General features: G+C 65.9%; 19 protein-coding genes and 1 pseudogene. 10 read left to right on the plus strand and 10 right to left on the minus strand.

Going from position 1 to position 25374, the window contains the following annotated elements:
• Positions 1-71 precede the first annotated feature (71 nt).
• The 3 genes from Pla175_RS25360 (at position 72) to infC (ending at position 2246) form a co-directional block, all read left to right on the plus strand.
• Complete coding sequence (locus Pla175_RS25360; protein ID WP_197527152.1) at positions 72-1157, plus strand: DUF1559 family PulG-like putative transporter; 1086 nt, start codon at positions 72-74, stop codon at positions 1155-1157.
• The gene (locus Pla175_RS25365; RefSeq protein ID WP_145291871.1) at positions 1130-1513 is read left to right on the plus strand and encodes a hypothetical protein; all 384 of its coding nucleotides are present in this window, start codon (positions 1130-1132) and stop codon (positions 1511-1513) included. Before Pla175_RS25360 ends, Pla175_RS25365 begins: the two co-directional genes overlap by 28 nt.
• Positions 1514-1709: 196 nt before the next feature.
• Entirely contained in the window at positions 1710-2246 is a 537-nt protein-coding gene (infC, locus tag Pla175_RS25370) for a translation initiation factor IF-3 (RefSeq protein WP_145291872.1), read from the plus strand.
• Between the two features lie 103 nt (positions 2247-2349).
• Here infC and Pla175_RS25375 read toward each other — a convergent pair whose 3' ends face one another.
• The 5 genes from Pla175_RS25375 to Pla175_RS25395 form a co-directional block, all read right to left on the minus strand.
• Positions 2350-3474, minus strand: a complete 1125-nt coding sequence (locus tag Pla175_RS25375; protein ID WP_231954074.1) for a 5-(carboxyamino)imidazole ribonucleotide synthase — start codon at positions 3472-3474, stop codon at positions 2350-2352.
• Positions 3475-3536: 62 nt separating this feature from the next.
• Positions 3537-4034, minus strand: a complete 498-nt coding sequence (gene purE, locus Pla175_RS25380) for a 5-(carboxyamino)imidazole ribonucleotide mutase (protein ID WP_145291873.1) — start codon at positions 4032-4034, stop codon at positions 3537-3539.
• 10 nt (positions 4035-4044) lie between these two features.
• The gene (locus tag Pla175_RS25385; RefSeq protein ID WP_145291874.1) at positions 4045-6114 is read right to left on the minus strand and encodes an SLC5 family protein; all 2070 of its coding nucleotides are present in this window, start codon (positions 6112-6114) and stop codon (positions 4045-4047) included.
• A gap of 213 nt (positions 6115-6327) precedes the next feature.
• Positions 6328-7581: a beta-ketoacyl-[acyl-carrier-protein] synthase family protein gene (locus Pla175_RS25390; protein ID WP_145291875.1), complete on the minus strand. Its 1254-nt coding sequence runs from the start codon at positions 7579-7581 to the stop codon at positions 6328-6330.
• 241 nt (positions 7582-7822) lie between these two features.
• On the minus strand, positions 7823-8956 hold the full coding sequence (locus tag Pla175_RS25395) for an N-acetyltransferase (RefSeq protein WP_145291876.1): 1134 nt from the start codon (positions 8954-8956) through the stop codon (positions 7823-7825).
• 174 nt (positions 8957-9130) lie between these two features.
• Here Pla175_RS25395 and Pla175_RS25400 point away from each other — a divergent pair, with 174 nt between their 5' ends.
• On the plus strand, positions 9131-10138 hold the full coding sequence (locus tag Pla175_RS25400) for an NAD-dependent epimerase/dehydratase family protein (RefSeq protein ID WP_145291877.1): 1008 nt from the start codon (positions 9131-9133) through the stop codon (positions 10136-10138).
• Here the strand turns inward: Pla175_RS25400 and Pla175_RS25405 are convergent.
• The 3 genes from Pla175_RS25405 to Pla175_RS25415 are packed head-to-tail and all read right to left on the minus strand — an operon-like array spanning position 10074 to position 12488.
• Entirely contained in the window at positions 10074-11201 is a 1128-nt protein-coding gene (locus Pla175_RS25405) for a linear amide C-N hydrolase (protein ID WP_197527153.1), read from the minus strand. The two genes, Pla175_RS25400 and Pla175_RS25405, sit on opposite strands and share 65 nt — an antisense overlap.
• 5 nt (positions 11202-11206) lie before the next feature.
• On the minus strand, positions 11207-11623 hold the full coding sequence (locus tag Pla175_RS25410) for an RrF2 family transcriptional regulator (protein ID WP_145291879.1): 417 nt from the start codon (positions 11621-11623) through the stop codon (positions 11207-11209).
• A gap of 43 nt (positions 11624-11666) precedes the next feature.
• Positions 11667-12488: a phosphoadenylyl-sulfate reductase gene (locus Pla175_RS25415; RefSeq protein WP_145291880.1), complete on the minus strand. Its 822-nt coding sequence runs from the start codon at positions 12486-12488 to the stop codon at positions 11667-11669.
• 287 nt (positions 12489-12775) lie between these two features.
• Here Pla175_RS25415 and Pla175_RS25420 point away from each other — a divergent pair, with 287 nt between their 5' ends.
• Both Pla175_RS25420 and Pla175_RS25425 read left to right on the plus strand, forming a co-directional pair.
• On the plus strand, positions 12776-14275 hold the full coding sequence (locus Pla175_RS25420; RefSeq protein ID WP_145291881.1) for a rhamnulokinase: 1500 nt from the start codon (positions 12776-12778) through the stop codon (positions 14273-14275).
• Positions 14276-14619: 344 nt separating this feature from the next.
• Positions 14620-15018 (plus strand): type II toxin-antitoxin system VapC family toxin, encoded by a 399-nt coding sequence (locus Pla175_RS25425; RefSeq protein ID WP_145291882.1) that lies wholly within the window; start codon positions 14620-14622, stop codon positions 15016-15018.
• Positions 15019-15030: 12 nt separating this feature from the next.
• Here Pla175_RS25425 and Pla175_RS25430 read toward each other — a convergent pair whose 3' ends face one another.
• Both Pla175_RS25430 and lepA read right to left on the minus strand, forming a co-directional pair.
• The gene (locus tag Pla175_RS25430; protein WP_145291883.1) at positions 15031-15387 is read right to left on the minus strand and encodes a hypothetical protein; all 357 of its coding nucleotides are present in this window, start codon (positions 15385-15387) and stop codon (positions 15031-15033) included.
• 99 nt (positions 15388-15486) lie between these two features.
• Positions 15487-17342, minus strand: a pseudogene (lepA, locus tag Pla175_RS25435) (translation elongation factor 4).
• Positions 17343-17646: 304 nt separating this feature from the next.
• Here lepA and fliW point away from each other — a divergent pair.
• The 4 genes from fliW (at position 17647) to fliD (ending at position 25374) form a co-directional block, all read left to right on the plus strand.
• Complete coding sequence (fliW, locus tag Pla175_RS25440) at positions 17647-18084, plus strand: flagellar assembly protein FliW (RefSeq protein WP_145291884.1); 438 nt, start codon at positions 17647-17649, stop codon at positions 18082-18084.
• Between the two features lie 249 nt (positions 18085-18333).
• Positions 18334-18567 carry a carbon storage regulator CsrA gene (csrA, locus tag Pla175_RS25445; protein WP_145291885.1) on the plus strand — a complete coding sequence of 78 codons (234 nt, stop codon included), beginning with the start codon at positions 18334-18336 and terminating at the stop codon, positions 18565-18567.
• 691 nt (positions 18568-19258) lie between these two features.
• Complete coding sequence (locus tag Pla175_RS25450) at positions 19259-22051, plus strand: flagellin (RefSeq protein ID WP_145291886.1); 2793 nt, start codon at positions 19259-19261, stop codon at positions 22049-22051.
• Positions 22052-22278: 227 nt separating this feature from the next.
• Positions 22279-25374, plus strand: coding sequence for a flagellar filament capping protein FliD (gene fliD, locus Pla175_RS25455; RefSeq protein WP_145291887.1), 3096 nt, complete (start codon positions 22279-22281; stop codon positions 25372-25374).

Here is a 25374-nt window from a genome sequence, read left to right on the forward strand (position 1 = left end):
ACCTGACGGCTATTCAAGGTTTTCTCTTGTTTTTCTCGAGCTCCACTCCTCGCAGGCGCCGCCAGTACGGATTGGCGGCAACCAATGCGTTCACGCTGGTAGAGCTGCTTACCGCGATCGCGATTGTTGGCATCCTGATCGCCCTGCTGTTGCCCGCAGTGCAGCAGGCGCGTGAAGCGGCGCGCAACGTTCAATGCAAGAGCCGACTCCGGCAGCTCGCTATCGCTAGCAGCAACTACGAGAGCGCTCAGGGTCAGCTCCCTTCGGCCGGCGATGTTGAGTACGACTCCGGGACCGCGTTTCCGTCGTCTGGCGCGCTGGACTTCGATGTGTTTATGCCGAAGCAGGGGCGGCAGATCGGCTGGGGGGTAACCCTGTTGCCCTATTTAGAAGAGCAGCCGCTGTTCGACCGCTTCGACCTGGACGCACCCTTATTTCTGCAGCCCGGCGATCCGCAGGCGACCCGCCTGCCGATGCTCGTTTGTCCGAGCGACTTCGGCGATCCCGCCCCCTTTCAGCACCCGACGCACACGCTTGGCCGCCCGCTGGCCAAGGGAAACTTTGCCGCGTTCTGCAGCCCCTTCCACGTAGAAACCCAGTTGCTTGCGCCGGGGGCGATCATCGGGCGGGGCCAGCCGCTCCGCAAAGTGACCGACGGCATAAGCCACACGCTGGCGTTCAGCGAGGTCCGAACACGCGATCACGCGTTTGACGAACGAGGCGCCTGGGCACTGCCGTCCGCCGGCGCCAGCCTGCTGGCCTTCGACATGCACCCAGACGCTACTTGCTACCCCTACGTGCCGTTTGGCGGCCCGTACGGGTCTGGCACCATCGCCGATCAAACACAACGCCCCAACACCCTGGGCCCGAATCAGGACGTGATCCGCGAGTGCCCAGAACCGGCCGACGCGCAGCTCGCCGGGATGCCCTGCTGGGGAACCTCGGCAGGATTTCTTTCTGCAGCGCCCCGCAGCCAACACCCCGCAGGAGTGAACGCCGCGGCGCTCGACGGGAGTGTCCGGCTGCTGACCGATGATATCGACGCCTTCCTGATGGCGTACCTGATCAGCATCAACGACGGGTTCAGCGACTCCAGCGATACCCCTCAACGCCCTTCATCCACGAAAGCATGCCCCTACCGCGTCCCCAAACTCTAGCGGCCCTCGTGCTGCTGACGCTGGGCGCTGGGGCCATGGCGGCGTCGCTTGCGCAGTCCGGTTCCGGGGGCGCCGCGGCGTGGACGAACGAGCGGGCCGTCGAGTACCAACAGGCGGCTGGCGAGCTGCACAGGCTGGCATTTGCCCCGGATTCGGCCGAGTCTCGCGAAAAACTCGCCCTGGCGCAAGCCCGGTACGACACACTGCGGGGCGAACTAGACGCGGCTCGAAGCGGCGGCTGGTCGCCGGCGGACCTGCTCTTCTGGGGGGGCGGGGCCCTGATCGTCGGCGCCGGTTTGGCGGCCGCCTCAGGCCGGGAGAGGGCCCGAACGAACGAGCACGCCCACCGACGCTAGCGGACCGCGGGCCAGCATCGGGTCCGAATTAGACGGCGCCAATTATCGCAATCGGGCCGATTAATTGGGCTACGGAGTTGACGCGGACCTCCATTGTGGCCAATACTTTTGAGGTTGATTCCCCTGGGAATGCTCGGCCGGCTCATCGACCACGGCCCCAATATGCATTGCCAAACACCAAGTAGCTGGAGATAGCTTGTCCCGACTTCGTCCTAGCGACCGCAACGCGGTTAGCAAAAACCAACCGCGGATCAACGAACTGATCCGCGTCTCTCCGATCCGCGTCGTTTCTGAAACCGGCGAACAGCTCGGCATCATCCCGACCGAGGACGCCCTGACGCGGGCCCGCGCCGCGGGTCTCGACCTGGTGGAAGTCGCTCCCAACGACAAGCCGCCGGTCTGCAAGATCATGGACTTCGGCAAGTTCAAGTACCAGCAGAAGAAGCGGCAGCACAAGGGCCACGCCCACCAGAGCAAGAACAAAGAGGTCCGCCTGCGGCCGAAGATCGGCGAAGCCGACCTGATGACCAAGGTGAACCGCGCCAAGAAGTTCCTCAAAGAGAAAGACAAGGTGGTCTTCTCCGTGATCTTCCGCGGTCGCGAGAACGCCCACGTCGACGAGGGCTTCAAGCTGGTGGAGCGCGTCGTAGCGGAGCTGACGGAAGTGGCCAAGGTCGAGCAGAACGCCTCGATGCAGGGTCGCCGGATCGTGGTGACGTTCGCGCCAAAGTAGGGGCCTCAGCTACGGCGCTCGGTCCACCCGCACTGGGTCCACCCGCACTGGGTCCACCCGCACTGGGTCCTCCCGCACTGGGTCCTCCCGCGATTGGCGCTAGTTACGCGGAGTGCAGGCTGCTACGCGCCGCGATCGCCTGCGTGCGAGCCTCCTCCGGGCTGCCAGCCTGCACCGTGAGGTGTCCCATCTTCCGCCCGGGCTTGGGATTGGTCTTTCCGTACAGGTGGACCGTGGCGCCGAGTGCGGTCGCGCGGTCCCAGTTCGGTTCGCCCTCGCTCCACAAGTCCCCTAGCAGGTTCGCCATCGCCGCGGGTCCACGCGGCGTGAAGTCCCCCAGCGGCAGCCCGGCGAGCGTGCGTGCCTGCTGCTCGAACTGCGACGCGGGGCTCGCCTCGATCGTCAGGTGCCCCGAGTTGTGGGGGCGTGGGGCCACCTCGTTCACGAGAACCCGGCCATCCTCGGTCTCGAAGAACTCAACGCACATGACGCCGACCACGTCGAGCTCGTGGGCGACCCGCACCGCGACCCGCCGCGCCTCGGCGGCGGTCGCTGGCGAACAAGACGCCGGGTAGACCGACAGGTCTAGGATGTGGTTGGCGTGCTCGTTCTCGATCGGTCCGCACACGCTTGTTGCGCCTTGGCTGTCGCGGGCGACGACTACCGAGAGTTCGCGCCGGAACGACACGAATCCTTCGAGTACGCACTTGTGCCTGCCCAAGTAGGCCCAGGCGTCGGAGGCCTGCGAGGCGTCGCGGACCATCGTCTGCCCCTTGCCGTCGTAGCCGAACTGAGTGGTCTTGAGGACGGCCGGGGCCCCGATCTGGGCGATGGCAGCCTGAAGCTCGTCGTTGCTGCGGACCATCGCGAAGGGCGCGCACTCAACCCCCACGCCGATCAAGAAACGCTTCTCTCTCCCACGGTTCTGCACCGTGAAGAGCGCTTCGCCGCTGGGGCGGACCGGGCAGTGCCGGCCGGCGGCTTCGACCGTCGCGACCGGCACGTTCTCAAACTCGAGCGTGGCGGCCGCGACCGAGCGGGCGAACGCCTCGACCTCGGCAAAGTCGTGGTAATCGGCCTGCGTGTGGGAGTCGGCCACCTGGCTGGCGGGGCAGCCCGCCTCGGGGGCAAAGACGTGCGTCTGGTAGCCCAACGCCGAGGCGGCCTGGCAGAACATCCGCCCTAGCTGACCGCCGCCAAAGACGCCGAGCGTAGAAGTGTGGGGCATGGCTGGATTCGCGATCGGCATTCGGTCAAGCGGCTTGGGTGCGTCTCGAGCGATAGCTCGAACTACTCTCCCAGCTCTTGGTCGAGCACCGCGTCTCGTTGATCGTCTTGAAACGCCCGTAGGGCGGCGCGGAGCTCGGGTTGTTCGATCGCCAAGATGCGCACGGCCAACAGGCCGGCGTTCTTCGCCCCCGCGGCGCCGATCGCGAGCGTGCCAACCGGCACGCCGCCGGGCATCTGGGCGATCGAGAGCAGCGAATCGAGCCCCGACAGCGTCTTGCTCTGCACCGGAACGCCCAGCACCGGCAGGGTGGTGAGCGAAGCGACCATGCCAGGCAGGTGGGCGGCGCCCCCGGCGCCCGCGACGATCACCTTGAGGCCGCGCGACTCGGCGCTCTTGGCGTACTCGACCATCCACTCCGGCGTGCGGTGGGCAGAGACGACACGCGCCTCGCACGACACGCCAAACTGCTCGATCGCTTCGACCGCCTCGCGCATGGTGGGCCAGTCGCTCTGAGAGCCCATGATGACGCCGACTTGGGGCGATTGGCTAGTGGACACGCTCTTTCCGCTACCCTTTCGCTATCACAAGCGGGCTGAAGACGACGTAGAGGACTATCGTAAGGAGTATACCCAACAGGCCCATCACAAAAGCCCCGCGTGAGCCTTCGACGTTGATGTCCGACTTGGCTTCGAACGTCACCGGCTCCTTGAGCGGCGCGACAAGCGTCAGGCCTGTGAGCACTAGCAGACAGGCGCCAAAGGAGATGGCCATCCAATTGAGGAAGTTGTTCATAAACGGCACGTCGCGGAACACCTGGGTGTTGGCGGCCAAGTACCACAGGCCGCCGTAGCAGATCATGTTGGTGATCAGTCCCGCGGCGCCGCAGATTCGCGGGGCGCGACGGACGAGCAGGCCGAAAACGAAGACGGAGAGGATCCCCGGCGAGACGAGCCCCTGCCCTCCCTGGATGATGGTGAAGATTGAGTTGGAGAGGTTCGGGTCGCTCAATTTGGGAGTGAGCCACACCGCAGAGGCGGCGAGCAAGACCACTGTCACTCTGCCGATAGTGACCAGCGTCTTCTGCGAAGCCCCAGGCGTCACGTGCTTGTGCATCAGGTCGAGCGTAAAGATCGACGCGGCGGCGTTGAGCATCGCCGCCAGTGAGCTAATCACGGCGCCCAACAGCGCCGCCATCACGAAACCGAAGAGCCCGTTGTGCGGCAGCATCGCTAGTAATTGACCGAGCGCCGTGTCGTACTTGTAAGCGACCAAGGCCTGCTTGCTCACCCCCTTGCCTGCCTCATTGGCGGCGCCGGTGACGCGCTCGTTGTGGGCCTCGACTTCCTCCGCTAGCGCCGGGTTCACGGACCTCCAAGATCGGTCTTCCTTGAAGTTGAACACCTGGAAATCGGCAGGCTTGGTCGCCGCGTAGGCGGCGTTGGTCATCGGCAGCACCCACGGACTGGCGGCCTTCTCTGCCTTGATGGCGTCGTTTGATTCGTAGAGGGCGATCACGTAGTCGGGGCCCTGCTGCGACTCAATGGCGGCCGTGTCGGGGTTCTCGACAGTAGTGACGAACTGCGTATCGGGGTTGGCCTTCATGTAGAGCGCGAGCGCTCCAGCCGAATCCCAGCGTGCTTCGAGACGCATGTCGTTGCTAAAGAGATTGAACGCGATGATGCCGGGAATGACAACGACGAACGGGATCACCAGCTTCAGGTACGCGGCGAATACGATGCCGCGTTGCCCCTCCGCCAGGCTGGACGAGCCGAGCGTGCGTTGGGTGATGTACTGGTTCAGCCCCCAGTAGTAGAAGTTGGGGATCCACACTCCCAGCAGCAGCGCTGTCCACGGTAGAACGTGATCGTCCATGGGCAGGAACATATTGAGTTGCTTGTTATTGAGCTTCATGAAACGCTCAACAGATCCCTGTTCTGGATCAAGCGGCACCGTGGCGACTTCGCCCGACGTCGTGCTGACGAACATTGCGGCTTCGTCCACCTCGCCCAAACGCTCGAAGGCGAGCCACATGATGATGGCCCCTCCCAAGATCAGCGCCGAACCCTGCACTAGGTCGGCCCAGACCGAGGCCTTAAGCCCGCCGGTCACGACGTAGATCATCGCGATCGCCGCGATGAACAAGGCGGGCATCCAGAGGGCGATGTCTGATCCGAATCGTGAGCCGAGCGTCTGCACGGTCAGCGCGCCGGAGTAGGTCACCGCGGCGATCAACAGCACGTAGATCAGCACCGTGGCGGCCGCCATGATGAAACGCGCTAATGGGTTGTACCGGTACTCCAGGAACTCCGGCATGGTGTAGATGCCCGCCCGCAAAAAGTACGGGAGGAATCCGAACGCAACAACCACCAACGTGATGGCCGCAAGCCACTCGTAGCTGGCGATAGCGAGCCCCACATGACTTGCGGCGTTGCCGCTCATGCCCACGAATTGCTCGGTGCTAATGTTCGCGGCGATCAGCGAAAAGCCGACCAGCCACCAGCTCAAGCCACGGCCGGCGAGGAAGTAGTCCTGCGCTCCCGTCTCTTCGCTGCCGCTTCCTCCACGGCTCTTGAGCAGTCCGACGGCGAGCACCGCCAAGATGAATAGGACGAAAACGGCGATGTCGACCGGACTCATGTGAGTTCACTTCCCCGAGTATTCCAACCGAAGGCCGCCCGTCGGAACAGGAGCGGCGCGAGACGAGACGCCCAGGGGCGCCGGCGAGTGCCGATTCTAATCGCCGTTGGGGGCGTGTGTAAGCCGCGAGAGGCAATTTACCCCAGTTGGAGGCAGGAACGCCGGCGCGGCGGGTCCCCTCTGCTATGGACCGTAGGACGGAGACGGTCGCGGCTAGCCCAGGTCGATCACCGCGGCGGCCGCTTGGCCGTAGGAGTTGAAATTGACGGCCAAGAACGTGTCGAAGTCGGCGGGGATCGGCTCGGTCATCACGTTGACAGGGCAGGCTGGGTCGGGGGTTTCGTAGTTCAGGGTGGCGGGGATGCGCCCGTTCGCGGCGCCGATCAGCGTCACCGCCAGCTCGACCGCGCTCCCCGCGGCGTCGATGTTGCCCAGGAAGCTCTTGGGAGCGGTTACCGGCACGTCGCCCAGCACGGAACGGATGGCGCGGGCTTCGCCGATGTCGTCCAATCGCGTGCTGACCCCGTGCGCCTTCACGAGCCCGATGTCGCTCGGCTTGGCGCCCGCCAACTCGAGCGCTCCGCCGATGGCCTGCTCCACTGCGCGTCCGGTCGGTTGACGGTTGTAGACTGCGCCCTCGCACCGGCTGGCGACGCTCCGCACACGGGCCAGCGGCGCCCGACCGCGGCGGCGTGCGTGGCTGGCGCTCTCGAGCACCAGGATGGCGGCGCCCTCGCCGAAGACCTGCCCGGAGCGACCCGCGTCGAACGGACGGCAGATCTTGGCCGGATCGGCGTCGCTGCACGACGCGTTGAGCATGCCCCGCCAGGCAAGGTCGGCCAGGTGCAGCCGGCTGCTGCTGCCGCCGGTGATCATCACATCGGCCACGCCGCGGCGTATCGCGGCCGCGGCCTCGCCCAGCGCCAGCAGGCTAGAGACCTCGCCGCTGAGGATGGTGTTGTTGGGCCCTCGGGCGTCGCGCCGGATGCCGATGTGGCAAGCAGACATGTTCGGCAGGTACTTCAGCATCCACAGAGGGAAGAACTCCCCCATCGCGTTCTTGCCCCAGCGATCGTACTCGAAGCCCTCGTCGCCGATCGTGGCTCGGTAGGGGGCCTCCATCTCGGCAAAGTCGCTGAACAGAAACCCGGCGCCGCAGACCACGCCCAGGCGCTCTGGCTCCACCGAACCGTCTTCGAGCCCCGCGTCGGCCCAGGCCTGCTCGGCAGCGGCGAACGCGAACTGGATCTCCTGAGCCATCACCTTCAGGCTCTTGCGCGGGGTGACGAACTGCTTCGCGTCGAACCCCTCGATCGTGCCGCCAAACGGCGCTGGCCATCCGGCGTCCGCTAGCGCAGGGGCGTGGCGGATGCCGGTGCGGCCCGCGCGCAGCGAGGCCCAGACCTCATCGCGGCCGACGCCGATGGGGGTTACGAGGCCCAGTCCGGTGATGACAACATCTTCCAAGTGCGTGCCGTCCGTTCGCGGCGAGTGAAACGGTAGGGGGACGAATAAATTAGTCTAGTTGTAGGGGCGGGGCGTCTCAACGAGGGCGCCGGCGATTGGGGACCCCCGGCCGCATGAGCCAGAGACAACCTTCCTGAACCCAGACGAAACGGCGGTGTTCCCACCTATCGACCACACGCGCCGCCGACCATCGCCCCCCTGCCGGTTGCGCGGGTTGCAGGGCCGGCCGGTCTCCCAACGATCAAGCAAGCGGTTTGTCGTACACCCGGTACTTCTTGTATTTGAGGGCGCCCCCTTTCTCGAGTGATTTTCGCGACAAGTCGTTCGATTCCAGCACCCAGGAGAACTCTGCCTCGCGGATGCCGAACTTCAGCGAGGGGCCAAGCATCGCGTAGGCCAGCGTCACCCCCACGCCCCAGCTCTGGTACTTGGGGATCACGTTGGTGCTCACCAGCCGGATCCGCTTGATCGCCCGCTTGTTGTACAGCAACCGGAGGAACCCGAACGGGTAGAGCCGACCGTCGATCTTCTTGATGCGTGTGTTGTAGTCAAGCAGCGCAAAGACCACCCCCACCGGCTCCCCTTCGACCTCGGCCACGATCGCAAGCTCCGGCACGATCAGGTGCTTGAGTTCTGCGGCGAGGTGGTGGATCTCTGCCTTCGAGAGCGGCACGTGCCCCCAAGTCTGCGACATCGCTTCGTTGTAGATCCTGAGAAACATCTCCACTTCTTCACGGAAACGCGAGCGGTCCATGTCGCGGACGGTGACGCCGAAGCGTTCGCGGATCTGCTGGTCGATCCGGATCACCTTGGTGTCCTTCTTCAGCTCTTGCAGCATGGCGACTTCGCCATAGAAGGCGAACAGGTCCTGCGCCTTGGCGAACCCGGACGCCTCGACCAGGGCGGGGTAGTAGGGGGGGTTATGGGTCATCATGAAGAACGGCGGCGTGTCGAAGCCGTCGATCAGCATGCTCCACTCGTAGTTGAGCGAGGGGTTGGCCGGCCCGCGAATCACGGTCATCTCACGCTCGGCGAGCCAGGCGCCGGCCGCGTCGAACAAGGCGCCCGAAACCGCCGGGTCGTCGACCGACTCAAAAAAACCGAAGAAGCCGACCTTGTCCTTCTGAGTGCGGTTGTGGGCGTGGTTGATGATCGCCGAGATCCGGCCCACGGGCTTGCCGCCCCGCAGCGCAAGGAACTGCTGCGTCTGGGCGTCGTTGTAGAAGGGGTGTTCGCCGAAACCCGCCAGCAGCCGCTGATTAGCGCGCAGCGGCGGGACCCAGTTCGGATCGCCCGCGTTGATCTTCCAGGGGAGCGCCAGGAACTGTTTCTGCTGCTTAGAGCCGACGACCGGCACGACTTCTACCTGCGACATCCGGCCCTCGGGGCAGCGGGAACGGGTGATGGGAATGACTGGCGGCCCAAGTCTTGCGACAGGACCTAGAAGGTGCGAGTGTAGTCGCTCGCCGCCCGGCGGTGGACCCTGCCCGGGAGAATAGGGGCCTTGAGGGGTAAAGAACTGCACCGATAGCGTGTACGAGTGGTGGCTATGCAACAGGTTCTTGTTACCGGCGCCAGCGGGTTTATTGGGCAGCGTCTTGTCGAAAGACTACGGTCAGATGGGCACGACGTGGCCTGCCTGGTCCGCCGGCGATCACGCACCCAGCGGCTAGAAGCACTGGGCGCCAGGCTGATTTCAGGGGACGTCACCCGGCCCGAATCGCTCCCGGCGGCGCTCGAGGGGGTCCAGCGGGTCATCCACCTAGCGGGGCTGACGCACGCCCGCACGCTAGCGGACTTTCTAGCCGTGAACGAAGCGGGCGCCGGCGCCCTGGCCGAGGCCTGCGCCCGACAAGCCTCGCCGCCGGTACTGCTGATGGTCAGCTCGCTGGCGGCCGCCGGGCCGTCGCCCGAGGGGGCGGCCCATCGCGAGGCAGACCCCTGCCGGCCCGTTTCCCAGTACGGAAAAAGCAAGTTGGCCGGCGAGCAGGCGGTCCGCCGCTGGGCCGGTGAGACGCCGATCACGATCCTCCGCCCGCCGGTGGTTTTCGGGCCGGGGGATCGCGACGGGCTCACGTTGTTCCTGGCGGTACGCCGGTTCCCGATCCACTTGGTGCCCAATCTCAAGGGGCTGCCGCTTTCGTTGGTGTACGTCGACGACCTGGTCGACGCGATGGTCCGGGCCGTGGACCAAGGAGAACGCCTCACCGCGATGGACGGCTCCGCGGGGCAGGGGGTCTACTATGCCGCCGATCCGGCTGTTAGCTCGTACGCCGAGATGGGGCGGTTGGCCTCCGCGGCGCAGGGGCGGCGCGTGCTGGTGATCTGCCGGCGAAAGTACCCGTTCCTTATCCCTGCGCTAGCCGGCGACGCCGTGAGCTGGCTGACGGGCAAGCCGACGCTGTTCAGCATGGACAAGCTACGCGAGGCGAGCGCCACGGGCTGGGTTTGCAGCAGCCAGAAAGCGGCCGAGCAGCTCGGCTTTGCGGCGCCTATTCCGCTTGTCGAGCGGTACCAGCAGACGGCCGAGTGGTACCGGGCCGAGGGTTGGATTTAGCCGGAGCGGGATGAATCGACTGGGGGTAGGCGATCAGCAGCTCGCGGAGCGTGGCCGGCAGCGGCTTCAGAAAGAAGGTCTGGTCGAAAGACTCGTCGATCTGCAGACGGTTGTCGTCGGCCGAATAGCGGCTGAGCCGGCCGACCGCGTCGCCGGCTTGTTCCGTGGAAATCGACACGCCAACGATCGAGTCCGCCGGCGTGAAGTCGAGCGTTCTCAGGTCAAGAGACTTGATCCCCGGCGCCGAGTCCGTGCGGAAATAGACCACGCGTTCGCTCTGCGCGTAGACGATCTGCCACTTCGTAAAGTCGCCCTGGGCCACGCGGGCCAGCGTGTCGAATACGCCTTCGACACTCGGGGCGGCGCTGGACGCGTTGCAAGCGCGAACCGCGCCGGCGGCCGCGGCGAAACGAGCAAGCGAGCTCCGGTCCGAAGACGGACCCGCGTCGCGCCGCGCCGAGAGCCGGGCGGCCGCCTCGGCGTAGGGGGTGTTGCTGAGCGTTCTGGTCATCTCGGCGCCGGTGTGCACCACACGGCGACCGTTCAGGAACTCGATCGCGGCGCAGCCGCCCTGCGCGTCGGCCACCAAATAGTGCACCTGCACCCCGCCGAAGCCGGACACACGCACCCGCCGATCGCTCTTGAGCACCTCGTCGACGGTGCTCGCGGTGTCGAGCTGGTACTGCACCCACTGGGCGGCCGTCACGGCGGGGCGGTCGTCGGGATTCGGGTACCGGGTCTCTGGCAGCCACATCACCGCCACCACCAGCCCGGCCTCGTTCATTCCGTCGCAGGGGAACTCGCGTCCGTACTGGTTGAAGGTCACGCTGCCATATCGGCTGACCCACTCCGCGGGGCGGTCGAACACAAAGGCGCGTTTAGCGAGCCCCCGCGGGTTGACCAGCACCGTGGCGGTTTCGATGTGCCAGTCGTAGTTGCGGCCAAAGAAGGCCGCGTCCCCGCAGTGGAGAGAAAACGTCGTGCACGCGGGCGCGGGTCGATCCGCCAGCGCCGAAACGAGCAGGACAAACGGAGCGAGTACTAGCCCGCGTAAGGTATGCATGCTTGCTAGATATGCCACATGGGTGACAGGGTCGCCTTGTCCAGCAACGCCCCCAGCGAGGAGGACTCGAGGCATTCACGGTAGGCCTGCTCGGCCTCTCCCAGTTCGGCCTCGAGCAGCTCTGCCAGCGGCTGACCCGGGGCCGCCTCGCGCTTCGCCTCGCCATCGACCGCGACGATCACGTCCCACAACGAAATGTCGCCCCGGTCGCGGGCCAGCCGGTAGCCGCCGGCGGCGCCGCGGGTGCTGGCGACCAGACCGGCGCGTTTCAGCTCCGAGAGCACCTGAACCAGAAATCGTTCCGGCAACTGCTGGATGTCGGCCAGACGCCGGATGGTTGTGGGGCACTCCAGGGTAGCGTCCGCCGCGAGTTGGAGCATGGCTTGGCAAGCGTACTGGGCTTTCGCGGAGAGTCGCTGCATCGTCAGGGTAGTCTCGGGTTGGCGGCGTAAGCTAACGCTTATCCTAGATGCCGCTGCCGTCTGATTCCAATGAGTGCAACCCGCATTCCGTTTTGGACTTGCCGCTCCAGCGGCCGGCACGTTCGTCTGTCTCGTCCCCCTGCACCGCACGCGTGCATGGCCAGCAACCGATGCTGGGATAGCCCTGGTCGTGCAGTGGGTTGTAGGGAACCCCTTCGGCGATGAGCCGCCTCCAAACGTCCTTCTTGGTGTAGTTGGAGAGCGGGCTGAGCTTTACCAAACCGAACTTCTTGTCCCAGCCCACCACCGGCTGAACTGCGCGGTCCGCGCTCTGGTCGCGGCGGATGCCGCTCATCCAGGCCTGGAAGCCAACCACCGCTTTGCGGAGGACCTTCACCTTGCGATCGAAGCAGCACTGGTCGGGATTTGTCTTGTAGAGAGGCCCGCCGTGCAATTCCTCGTACTCGATGACCGTGTGCTCCGGTTGGAGCATGGCGACCTCGATGCCATACTTCGCGGCGATCCGGTCGCGGAGGTCGAGCGTCTGCTGGAACTGGTAGCCGGTATCGAGATTGAAGACGTGCGTCTGCGGGGCGACGCTGGCAAGGATCGACAAGATCAAGCAGCCCTCGGGCCCAAACGCCGTGGCCATCGTCAGCTTGTCTCCGAACCGCTCGGACCCCCACGCCACGATCTCCTCGGGCGTCGCCGCCTCCAACAACCGGCTGGCCTGGGCCAACTCTTCCATCAGCTCCGGCGTGGCGGCCAAGGCCCCTGGATTGGATTCTGGCCCGCCTGAGCCATTAGCGGACGGGCTGTTGCCGGGGATACTCGGCAGAGCGGGGGGCAAGGTCGGCTGCGTCATCGTTGGCATGGGTATTTCGGCAGAGAAACTAGTGAATTGTAGCTGCATGACGCGGCCCGCTCGGCTAATCTTACCAATCTACGTAAACATTAAAAGGATTCGGTCGTTCGGATTGATCGACTTTTGCGGCCCCCCTGCTTCAGTCCGATAGCTGAAAGCAATTGCGAACTGACGGATACAACATACGCAAAACGTTGAGGCCCCTCAACTTAGGGCGACTTGACGATCGCTCCGCAGTTTCTCAGGCTGTAGGGCGTCCATTGTCCCCTTTTCTGAGCAGCTCGATCATGGCAAGTCAGCGCGTCTATCTGGGAATCGACCTCGGCGCCTCGGGGGGTCGCGTGCTGGCCGGCAAGTACGACGGCGAGCGGCTGGCGCTCCGCGAGATCCACCGTTTCCCGAACGGACCGGTCCGGATCGGCAACCGGCTCCATTGGGATTTCCCCGGCTTGTGGCGCGAGGTGCAGGACGGGCTCCGGCTCGCGGCACAACGTTACGGCGACCGGATTGCTAGCGTCGGCGTCGATTCTTGGGGCGTCGATTACGGCCTGCTGAGCGCCGACGACGAGCTCCTCGGCAACCCCTACCACTACCGCGACGGCCGCACCCGAGGGGGCTTGGAGCGGGCATTCGCCACCGTCTCTCGCGACGAGATCTTCGCAGCGACCGGCTTGCAGTTCATGGAGCTCAACACCCTCTATCAACTGTTGGCCGCTCGTGATTCCGGCTCGCCGCTGCTTGCGTCGGCCCAGACGCTGCTGCTCATCCCCGACCTGATGCACTGGCTGCTGTGCGGCGTCAAAGCCGTCGAAGCAACGAACGCCTCAACGACGCAACTTTTCGACCCGATTGAACGCGGGTGGTCGAGAGACCTAATCAGCCGTTTCGGGCTGCCAGACACGATGTTCGGTCGGATCGTCGAGGGGGGGACGCGGCTCGGTACGCTGCTCCCCTGGGTCGCCGAGCAAACCGGCCTGGACCGGCTTCCGGTAATCGCACCCGGCACGCATGACACGGCCTCTGCTGTGGTTGCTGCGCCGGGAGAAACCACCGGTGATCCCGCGCCCAGTTGGTGCTACCTGAACTGTGGCACCTGGTCGCTGATGGGGGTTGAAGTCCCTCGGCCCATCATCAACGACCAAGTCGCCCAGTGGAACTTCACCAACGAGGCGGGCGTATTCGGCACGACCCGGCTGCTCAAAAACGTCACCGGCTTGTGGCTGGCGCAGGAGTGCCGAAGGGTATGGAACCAGTCCGGCGGCGACTACGGCTGGGACGAATTGGCCCGGCTGGCGAGCGAGGCGCCCCCGCTGGTTTCGCTGGTCAACCCGGACGACCCCCGCTTCGGCGCCCCGACCGACATGCCGGCCGCGATCGCCGAGTTCTGCCGCGAGACCGGCCAACCGGCCCCCGCCTCGCCGGGGGCGACCATCCGCTGCGCGCTCGAGAGCATGGCGCTGCGCAGCTCGCAAGTGCTCGTGTGCCTTGAGCAACTCATCGGCCGGCGGATCGAAACGATCCAACTGATCGGCGGCGGCGTTCAGAACGAACTGCTATGTCAGCTCACCGCCGACGCCTGCGGACGCACCGTACTTGCCGGACCGGTCGAGGCGACCGCGCTGGGCAACATCATCGTCCAGGCGATCGCCATGGGCGACCTCGCGGGAGTGGCCGAGGGCCGGGCGCTGGTGCGAAGCAGCTTTGCGATGAAGCGGTATGAGCCGAGGGACGCAGAGCGTTGGCGTGAAGCCCGGGATCGGGCGCCCGCCGAGATGGGCATTTCCTAGAATTCGGCGGTCGCTGCAAGACCCCCATGCCACCCGGTCGAACAGCTATACTATGGGGGGAAGAGGCCGGACAGATTCTACGGAGGCGTCGCTATGCCAAGTATCCCAGAAACCCTCAGCGGCATCGTCCACGGGCGAGTGATTGAGCTCGACGCGGCATGCGCACTCCCAGACGGGCAAGCCGTGGTGGTGACGGTGCGATCAGTAGGGCCTCCTCAAGAACCTCGCACGGGCGAAGGAATTCTCGCGTCCGCCGGCTCGTGGTCGGATGACCCCGACGGAGTTGACGAGTTCCTACGAATCACTCGGGAGGCGCGACGCAGGGATCGGCCGCCGATCGATCCGTGAGTTTCCTCCTCGACACCGATACCTGCTCTCACCACGTCAAGACCGGCGGTCACCTGTCTGGCCGAATTTTTCAGCATGCAGGTCGCTTAAAGATCTCCGTGCTGACGGTCGGGGAGTTACTAACTTGGGCTCGTCGACAACAGGCGCCTAAGCGGCGGATGGAGGGCCTGACGGAACTCTTCCGGGAATTGGAAACCGTCCTCGTCGACACAAACGTAGCCGAAGTTTTCGGCGACCTGCGAGCTCGCCAATTCGACGCAGGACGCCTAACGCCACTGACGGACCTATGGATAGCGTCGACGGCCATCGCGCACGACCTAACGCTCGTCACGCACAACACGAAAGACTTCGAAGGGATACCGGGGCTGTCGCTCGCCGATTGGCTGACTCCCTAGGCTTGCGGCGCCTTATTCCACCTTCACGTCCGTATTGGGCGCCTTCACACGCACCCCGGCGCCGTCCACATCCACCTCGGTCCCGGGCGCCCGGACGCTGGTGCCGGTGGCGGGGTCGCGTCTGACGTCGACGCCGGGCGCCTTGACGTCCACCTTGCCGTTCTTCGTCTTCACGTCCACACCCAGGCCGGGGATCTCGAGCGAGAAGCCCCCCCCTTCCTCACTCTGGGCGTCGGCCGCGGTATCAACGGCCGGCGCGGGCGCAGTGCCTTTGTTCGAATCGACTCGCACGTCCGCGTCACACCCGGTCAGCACCGACGCCGCCGCTACGGCGGTCAGCAGCACGAACGCCTTGGCAAAGCAATTCATAGTAAACCCTCGAATCCGTACGTCTTGAGGTAAAGGAAACCCGCACAGCCTACCAATGGCTACCGGGAAAACCTAGCAGGCCGGGGCGCGGTTCGCCCGCTACTTCTTGTCGTCCTCGCCCGTCTCGAGCACCGCCAAGAACGCCTTCTGCGGGATGTCGACGCTGCCGATCGACTTCATCCGCTTCTTGCCTTCTTTCTGCTTCTCCCAAAGCTTCCGCTTGCGGCTGATGTCGCCGCCGTAGCACTTGGCGGTCACGTTCTTTCGCATCGCGCTGATCGTCTCGCGGGCGATCACCTTGCTGCCAATGGCTGCCTGCAACGCCACCTCGAACATGTGCCGCGGGATCTCTTGCCTGAGCTTTTTGATGATCGCCCGCCCGCGTGTGTCCGAGTCGCGGCGGTCGCAGACGATGCTCAGGGCGTCGACACGTTCTCCCTTCACCAGGATGTCGAGCCGCACCAGGTCGCCCGGCTCGTAGCCGCGCAGCTCGTAGTCCATGGTGCCGTAGCCGCGGGTGTTGCTCTTGAGCTTGTCGTGCATGTCGTACACCACGTCGGCCAGCGCCAGGTCGTACACCAGCATCGCCCGCGTGGGGGAGAGGTACTCCTGACGGACGAACACGCCGCGGCGGTCGGAGCACATTTTCATGACGCCGCCGATGTACTCGCTGGGGAGCACATAACTCACCCGCACAATCGGCTGCAGGAACTCGTCGATCTCGCCGATGTCCGGGATGCGCGTCGGCGTATGCACCTCGTGCCACTCGCCGTCGTGCGTCTTGATGCGGTAGGTAACGTTGGGCGCCGTCTGCACCAGATCGATGTCGGACTCCCCTTCGAGCCGCTGCTGCACGATCTCCATGTGCAGCAGCCCGAGGAACCCGCAGCGGAAGCCGAACCCGAGCGCGTCGGACGTCTCCGGCTCGAAGTCAAAACTGGGGTCGTTCACCGACAGCTTGTTGAGCGCCTCGCGTAGCTGCTCGAAATCCTGGCCGTCGGAGGGGTAGAGGCCGCAGAAGACCATCCGTTTGGGCTCTTCGTACCCATCCAGCGCAGCGGCCGGTTCGCCCGTAGCGACGCTCAACGTATCGCCGATGTGCACGTGCCCGAGCGACTTGATGTTGCAGATGATGTAACCCACCTGCCCGGCCGAGAGCAGGTCGCGCGCCACGCGACGCGGGGCGAGCTGCCCCAGTTCGACCACTTCGTGTGTGGTGCCCGCTTGGATGAACTTAATACGCTGCCCCTTGCGGACCACGCCGTTCATGATGCGGACGTACATGATGGCGCCGCGGAAGTCGTCGTAGACGCTATCGAACACCATCGCCTGCAGCACCCCGGCGGGGTCGCCGGGGGGGGGGGGACGCGGTCGATGATCGCGTCGAGCACCTCCAGGCAGCCGACGCCGGTCTTGGCGCTGCACCCAAGCACCTCGTCCGGTTCGATCCCAAGGGTGTGCTCCATCTCCTCCTTGACTTCCTCCGGGCGGGCGTAGGCGAGGTCGACCTTGTTCATCACCGGCACGATCTTCAGGTCGTGCTCGATCGCGTTGTAGGCGTTGGCCACCGTCTGGGCCTCGACCCCCTGGAACGCGTCGACCAGTAGCACCGCCCCCTCACAGCAAACGAGCGACCGCGACACCTCGTATTGGAAGTCGACGTGCCCCGGCGTGTCGATCAGGTTCAGCTCGTACGTCTGGCCGGCGTGCTTGTAGCGCATGCTCACGGCGCGCGCCTTGATGGTGATGCCCCGCTCTCGCTCCAGCGCCATGTCGTCCAGCATCTGCTCCTTCATCTGCCGTTTGCTGACGGTGTCGGTCAGCTCCAGCAGCCGGTCGGCGAGCGTGCTCTTGCCGTGGTCGATGTGAGCGATGATCGAGAAATTTCGGATCAGCCTGGGGTCCGCCACGCCCGGGGCGAGTTTCGAGGCAGATTGGGGAGAGACGCTAGCCATACGAGGGGGGGTGCGCAGCAGGCGGGGGGGTGACAGCGGACCGCTCATTGTAGACCGCCCCCTAGCCGACGGGCTACGCCCCGTCGGCGTGCTAGCGATTTATGGCCGGGGTCGCAGCGCAGCGACAGGGGCGGAGCCCCTCGGCTAGCGGTGAGAGCGGTCCGCCCCGCCCGGGCGTGCGGGGCGCCGATTCTGGGGAAAAGCCGGTCATTTGATTCGACCGTCGCAACCCGAAGAGCCGATCAATCCGGAGTAGGACCCGCGTGCCCGCCGGCGCCGACGTTTCGCAGTCGAGGAGCCAAGCATGAAGCTAAAGACGACCCGTTTCGGCGATGTCGAGGTGCTGGAAAGCGACGAAATCTTGTTCCCCTCGGGCCTGATTGGCATCGAGCAGTGCACCCGCTGGGTGCTGCTGGCCGACGCGCTGAACCCCGCTCTCGGGTGGCTGCAGTCGGTCGATCGGGGCGAGCTCGCGATGGCGGTTGTAAGCCCGCGGCGGTTCGTCAGCGACTACCGCGTCCGCGTTTCTAGCCGCGAAACCGCGGCGATCGGGCTCGAGTCTTCGGCCGACGCCCAGGTGCTGGTGCTGCTGAGCAAAGGCAACGACGGGCTAGTGGTGAACCTCAAGGCGCCGTTGGTGATCCATCTGTCTAAGCGGCTCGGACGGCAGGTGATCGCCAAGGACGACCACGCGGTGCAGTACGTGCTGGGCGCCACGGTGCCATTCCGGCGTTCTGCGTAGGTCGCCGCGATCTCGACGGCGCTTTCCGCAATAGCGGCGCAGACGCAACCACGAGGTCCGGTCGCGCCGGTCGCCACGGCGCGGGGGGCTGAGAAATAGCAGATTGGCGAGGCGCCGCTCTGCAGCGGGGCGCCAGCACTGGCCGATCCACATGAGGACGGGGGTCGGGCGCGGGCCCAATACCTAAGCCAGACCTTGGCGGCCCCTCTCCGGACACCCCTACCGGCCCCCCAGAACGGGAATAGCACGATGTTGGTTCTTTCGAGGCAGCGTGACGAGAGCATCATCATCGGGGACAACGTCGTTGTGACGATTGTTGATGTGCGCGGAGACAAGGTGCGGCTCGGCATCGAGGCGCCCGTTGAGATCCCGGTCCACCGCCGTGAGGTGTACGAGGCGATCCAGCGTGAGAACCGCCGCGCGGCGCAGATCCAGTCCGACGACGCCCGCGAAGTGGGCGGCGGCCCGAAAGCCGCCGAGTAGCTGCCGCTATCCCTCGCAGCCGACCTGAAGGCCGGCGGTTCCGCGGTCGGGGGCGCCTCCACCCACGTAGCAGGCACGCCGGCCTCGTTCGGTCGGGGCCCTCCTGAGGCCGACCTCTCCGTCGACCCGATGCGGGGCCTGCCTATTTCTTTGTTGACGGAAACCTCCCGTCCTGAGCCCCCAACGAGCGGCTCGAACCTCGCTTGCTTTTTGACAGCGCAGGTTGACGGTCTTGCCGGTTGCACGCCGAGCGCCGTCGCCGGCTGGCGAAACCCTTCGGGCGGCGCCGGATAAGCGGGTTGTGCCGGATGGCGACCGCCTCTTTTGCTCCGAAACGGCTTGCCAGCATCCAGCGCGTCATTCCGGCGGACGATACGTTCCCATAGGCGCTCTGCTATCGGCGGGGGGCTTACATGGAGATGGCTCTCGGCCTCGCGGCCGGGGGCGGGTCTGTGTCGTTGGCGTTCCCCTGCGGGGCGAGATGGCCGGGTGCGATGCTCGCGGCCGCCGAGCCGAGTCCGATTTGAGACGCTACCGAAGATCGACAACCCGGATGTTGAACAACCGATGGGTTCGAGCGGAACGGTCCGCCCGACGCATTTAACAAGACCAACGCCACGCCCGGGGAACCGATCTCCGATCGTTCCGGCAGGCGTTGGGAGCCAGTTCTCACTGAGAAGGGGTCACACCGATGACACGCATTAACACGAACGTTGGTTCGCTGGTCGGCCGGAATAACCTGGCCAAGGCGAACGCCACTCTGTCGCAGTCGCTCACGCGGCTCTCGACCGGTCTGCGCATCAACACGGGTAAAGACGACCCGGCCGGTTTGATCGCCAGCGAAAACCTGCGGAGCGACATCACCTCCATCCGCAAGGCCATCAGCAACACCGACCGCGCCAACCAGGTGATCGCCACCGCCGACAGCGCCCTGGGTCAGGTCAGCTCCCTGCTGAACGACATCCGCGGCCTGGTGACCGAGTCGGCCAACTCCGGCGCCCTGAGCGACGCGCAGCTTGCCGCTAACCAGTTGCAGGTCGACAGCTCGCTGGAAGCCCTGAACCGGATCGCCCAGACGACGACCTTCCAAGGCCGGCGCCTGTTGGACGGCAGCCTCGACTTCATCACCTCGACCAGCGACACCGACTTCTCCAACGTCGGCTCGCTGCAGATCGACCAAGCCAACCTCGGCGCCGCCGGCTCCGTGCCGGTGAGCCTGAACGTTACAACCGCCGCCACCAAGGGGCAGTTGAACGTTGCGAACATCCCGGCCGGCGGAACCCCCGCCGTGTCCGCCTCGGGCAGCATCGCCCTGACCGTGCAGACCGCCGCCGCGACCGCCGCGACGGGCAGCCTGGACGTGACGGTTCAGACCGCCGCCGCCACGCCGGCGACCGGCAACGTCGATATCGCGTTGCTGGCCAACCAGGGCGCCGGCACGTTCACGCTCGACACGACCAACAGCGCCTCGTTCACGCTGACGGCCCTGGCCGCCGGCAACGCCGAAGGTGCGGAAGGCGTCGGGGCGAAGAACATCGTGATTGTTGACGGCGCGGGCGAAGGCACGCTGTACGACGCGGGCACCGACACGCTGACCGTGACCGTAGACATCACCGGCGGCAACAACACCGTGGCCGACCTGGTGGGCGTGATTAACGCCGGCACCGAGTTCGCGGCCACCGCCACCACCGACGGCGGCGACGCGATCCTGGCGAGCAACACGGGCACGGGCACGCTGGCCGGCGGCCGCGACGCCTCGACCGAGCAGATCGCCGTGACCTCGGCCTCGGGCGACAACCTGTCGTTCACCATCGCCGAAGCCAACGGCAACGGCGCCACCCCGACCGTGACGGGCGACGCCACCAACGGCTACACCATCACGATCGACGACACCGTTGCGACCACGGTCGACGACATCCGCGCAGCGATCGCCGGCATCGGCGAGGTGAGCGCCGCCACCTACGGCGGTTCGGCCTCGTACATCGGTTCGCTGGACGTGGCGCCCGGATCGGCCGCTACGCTGACCGGCGGCGCCGCGGCGACCACCAGCACGGAGTCGATCGCTATCACGTCGGCGACCGGCGACAACATCTCGATCACGCTGGCTGAAGCCAACGGCAACGGGGCCACCCCCACGCTGACGGGCGACGCCACCAACGGCTACGTGGTAACGGTCGACGACGCGTCGGCCACCACGCTGGCGTCGATCGCGAGCTTCATCCAGACAAACATCTCCGAGGTCTCGGCCGCCACCTACAGCGGTTCGGCATCGTTCACCGGCGCCACCGACACCCCCCCGTCGGCCCTGACGCTGACGGGCGGCGCCGCAGGGACCACCGGCACGGAGACCATCAGCCTCACGTCGGCGACCGGGAACAACATCTCGATCACCATCGCCGAAGGCACGGGAGTCGGAGCCACCCCGACGCTGACGGGCGACGCCACCAACGGCTACACCGTCACCGTGGACGATTCGGCTGCGACCTCGCTGTCGGCTATCGCCAGCTTCATCCAGTCGAACATCGCTGAGATCTCGGCCGCTACCTACAGCGGTTCGGCGTCCTACACCGGCGCCACCGACACCCCCCCGGGATCTGCTTCGACGCTGACCGGCGGAACCCCGGCCACCTCCGGCGGCATCGCGGCCGCCGTGGTGTTCGAGCTCGCCGGCTCCAACGGCTCTGAAGTGCTGAGCTTCGGCGTTGGAACCAGCATCGCGCAGCTTGTGACCGGCATCAACTTGGTCAAGGACGCCACCGGCGTTGAGGCCGTCGCCAACGGCACCACGCTCGAGCTGACTTCCACAACCTACGGTTCGTCGTCCGTTGTCGACTTCAAGGTGATCTCGGAAGGGACCGGGAGCACGCCGAGCGGCGTGTTCTCCACCGCGGCGGCCGTCAGCTCCCGCGACACCGGCACGGACATCATCGCCAACGTCAACGGCATCGCGGCCAAGGGCGCCGGCAACTCGCTGTCGATCAACACCGCGACGCTCGACCTCAGCTCGACCATCACGGCCGGCTTCACCGGGCAGATCGACTTCAACATCACCGGCGGCGGCGCCCTGTTCCAACTCGGCCCGGACGTGGTGAGCAACCAGCAGGCCCGCCTGGGCATCGGCAGCGTGAACACCGCCCGGCTGGGCGGCGTGAGCGGCAAGCTGTTTGAGCTGGGCACCGGCAACGGCGCCGCCTTGGCGACCGACGCCAACGGGGCCGCCAAGATCGTCGAAGAGGCCATCGACCAGGTCACCGGCCTCCGCGGTCGGTTGGGCGCCTTCCAGCGGACGACGCTGGAAACCAACCGCAACGCCCTGAACGACACCCTGGTGAACCTGCAGGACGCCGAGTCGGCCATCCGCGACGCGGACTTCGCCGAAGAGTCGGCGGCCCTGACGCGTGCCCAGATCCTCGTGCAATCCGGCACGTCGGTTCTGTCGATCGCCAACCAGAACCCGCAGAACGTGCTGGCCCTGCTGCGTTAAGCCCTTCACCCTTCGAAGGTTAGCGACCGCTAGCACGATAACGTTAAGACCCCTACAAGCCGGTCCGACCCCCGTGGTCGGGCCGGCTTTCTTCGTTTTCCTGGGCCTGGTAGCCGCGCGGAGTCGATAAAGCTTGTGCAGTCGTGCGCGCCGGCGCCGCTGCGCGCCGTAGGCTTTACCGCCATCCTCCCGCCTCACGCTCCCACCTCCGACCTTCCCCGCCCGCTATGTCCCAGATCCAGTCGAGCGTCGGCCTGATCACGGGCATCCCGATTGAGGACACGGTCAATCAACTGCTGTCCATCGCGGGGCGGCAACGCAACCTGCTGCAGTCGCGGACCGATCAGCTACAGTCCGAGCAGGTCGCCGTCGACCGGCTCGCCTCGCTGACGCTCTCGTTCCAGTTTGCGATCAACAAGTTCAAGAACAACACCACGTTCGCGTCGTCCAAGGCTTCCAGCTCCAACAAGGACGCCCTGGCGGTCACGGTCCAGGCCGGCAAGACCCCGGCGCCCGGCAGCTATCAGATCAAGCCGGTGCAGACCGCCGCGGCCCAGCAACTGCTCTCTGGGCGGTTCGACGAGCAGACCAGTTCCTTGGGCGACGGCGTGCTCAAGGTCCGCTTCGGCGGCCAGGTCGACCAGGGGGTGAAGCTCGATCAGCTCAACTCCGGCGCCGGCGTACCCGGTGGCAGCATCAAGATCACCGATCGCAGCGGCGCCACCGCGGTGATCGACCTGAAGCGTGCGCAGACCGTCGACGACGTGATCGAAGCAATCAACGCCGCGACCGAGATCAGCGTCACGGCCTCGACCGATGGCGACTCCTTCTCCCTGACCGACTTGTCAGGGGGGTCGGGCTCGCTGAGCGTGCAAGAGGTTGCCGGAGGCAAGACCGCCGCCGGGCTCGGCCTCGCCGGTCTGAGCGTCGCATCGAACACGGCCGTCGGGACCGACGTGCTGGGCCTCTCTACCGCTTCAAGGCTGAAAGACCTCAACGACGGCAACGGCGTCTCGCTCACCGGCGCCGGGGTCGACGATCTGTCGATCCAGCTCTCTGACGGCGCCGACCCGGTGCTGATCGACCTGGCAGATGCGACAACGCTCGGCCAAGTGGTCAACGCCATCAACGCCGCGGCGCCCGGCAGGCTGTCCGCGGCGGTCTCGGCGGACGGCGCCCGGCTAGAGCTCCAAGACCTGTCGGGGGGCGCGGGCGCGTTTACCGTAGCAAGCGCCGGCGGGGGCACGGCAGCGGAAGACCTCGGCGTCGCTGGCGACGGAGCTGGCGCAACGCTCAGCGGCCGTCGATTGATCGGCGGCCTGCGCGGAACGCTGGTCTCCAGCCTCAACGGCGGCCGCGGCGTCTCGCTAGGCGCCATCGAGATCACCGACCGCGCCGGCGCGGCGACCACCCAGATCGACCTGTCGGGCGCCGAGACGCTCAGCGATATCGTCAACCTGATCAACGCCTCGGGCGCCCAGGTGACCGCCTCGATCAACTCGGCCCGCAACGGCGTGCAAATCGTCGACGCCTCTGGCGGCTCCGGCGCGTTGGTGGTGGCCGATGTCGGCGCCGGCGCCACGGCCCAGGAGCTGGGCATCGCGGTCAACGACACGGTTGCCTCGATCAACAGCGGTTCGCTCAACCGCCAGGTCGCCAGCCGCGGGACGCTGCTGACCAGCCTGAACGGCGGCAAGGGGGTCCCCGCCGCCAACTTCCGCGTCACCAACTCTGCGGGGGTCTCCAAGGTCGTCGACCTGAAAAAGACAAGCGACCCGGCCACGACGCTGGGGGACGTGATCGACCGTGTGAACGCCCTAGGGATCGACGTCGAGGCGCGGATCAACGACTCGGGCGACGGCATCGTGTTGACCGACCTGGCGGGCGGCTCAGGCACGCTCTCGGTCGCCGAATCAGGGGGCAAGGCGGCCGCGGGGCTGCGGCTGCTTGGTTCGTCCACCGCGGTCGATGGGTCCGGCAGGCAGGTGATCGACGGCACAACCAACTTTGAGTTCGACCTTTCCGACCTTAGCCAAACGACCGGCGACACGTCGCTGAGCTCGCTCCGCAACGGCGCAGGGATCGCGCTCGGGCTGTTCCGCGTGACCGCGTCGAACGGCTCATCATTCGTCGTCAATCTCAGCGAGGCCGGCAACGAGGCGCAGACCGTCGGCGACGTGATCAACAAGATCAACTCCGCCGCGGACGCGGCGGGGGTTTCGGTCACGGCCGCGCTCAACGCCGGGAGCAACGGCATCACGCTTTCGGATAGCTCGCCCGGCGGCGATCCGCTGAAGGTGGAAGACCTTGGCTCGGGGGCCTCCGCAACGCAGCTCGGCATCGCCAAGAGCTCTACTTCGCTCAGCGGGGCGGGCGTCCGCACCGTCGACAGCGGCGCCCTGTTCACCGCCGCGGACGCCAAGCAGGGCGCGCTGGGCGCGCTCGCTTCCAAGATCAACAAGCTCGACGCGGGGTTCTCTGCCAGCGTCCTGTTCGACGGCGTGGGCTACCGCCTCTCGGTGCAGTCCGCCAAGACCGGCGCCGGGCCGGGCCTGCTGCTTGACTCCGGAGAAGAAGCGCTGGGTTTCGAGCAAGTCACCAAGGGACGCGACGCGCTGATCGAGTTCGGTGGCGGAGGCGTGCTGATCGCCTCGAAGACGAACAGCTTCACCGGCGTGGTGGACGGCCTGTCGCTGACCGTGAACGCCACTTCTGACGCCCCCGCCCGCGTCGACGTCTCGCGCAACAACGACCCCATCTCCGCGGCCGTGAAGGACTTTGTCGATTCCTTTAACGCACTGCGGACGAACCTCGACTCCGTTACCGACTTCGACTCCGAGAGCAACACCACCGGCATCCTTTTCGGCAAGGGAGAACCCCTCCGCGTTGAGTCGGAACTCGGTCGGCTGCTCTCCGGCCGGTTTGCAACCGGGGGGCGTTTTGAAACGCTTCAGTCGATCGGCGTGAGCCTGAAAGCCGACGGTTCGCTGGAGCTGGATAGCGCCAAGCTTGAATCTGCGCTCACGGAGAGCGCCGCCGATGTTGAGTCGTTGCTGCGTGATCCCACAAGCGGCGTGGCGGTTAAGTTCACCGCCAGCATCGATCGCCTAGCGGGAGACGATAACTCACTGCTTCTTACCCGCTCGCGCTCGCTCACCGTGCGTATCGATTCCGGGACAGACCGCGTCGCCGAGTGGGATGAGCGGCTCACGCGGCAGCGCGACCAGATGTTGGCGGAGTTCTATCGGCTCGAGGAGACGATCGCCAAGCTGCAGACGAACCAGTCAACACTGAACGGACTTCAGATCATCCCGCCGCTGTAG

This window comes from Pirellulimonas nuda, from assembly GCF_007750855.1.
In the GTDB taxonomy this organism is placed as follows: Bacteria; Planctomycetota; Planctomycetia; order Pirellulales; family Lacipirellulaceae; genus Pirellulimonas; species Pirellulimonas nuda.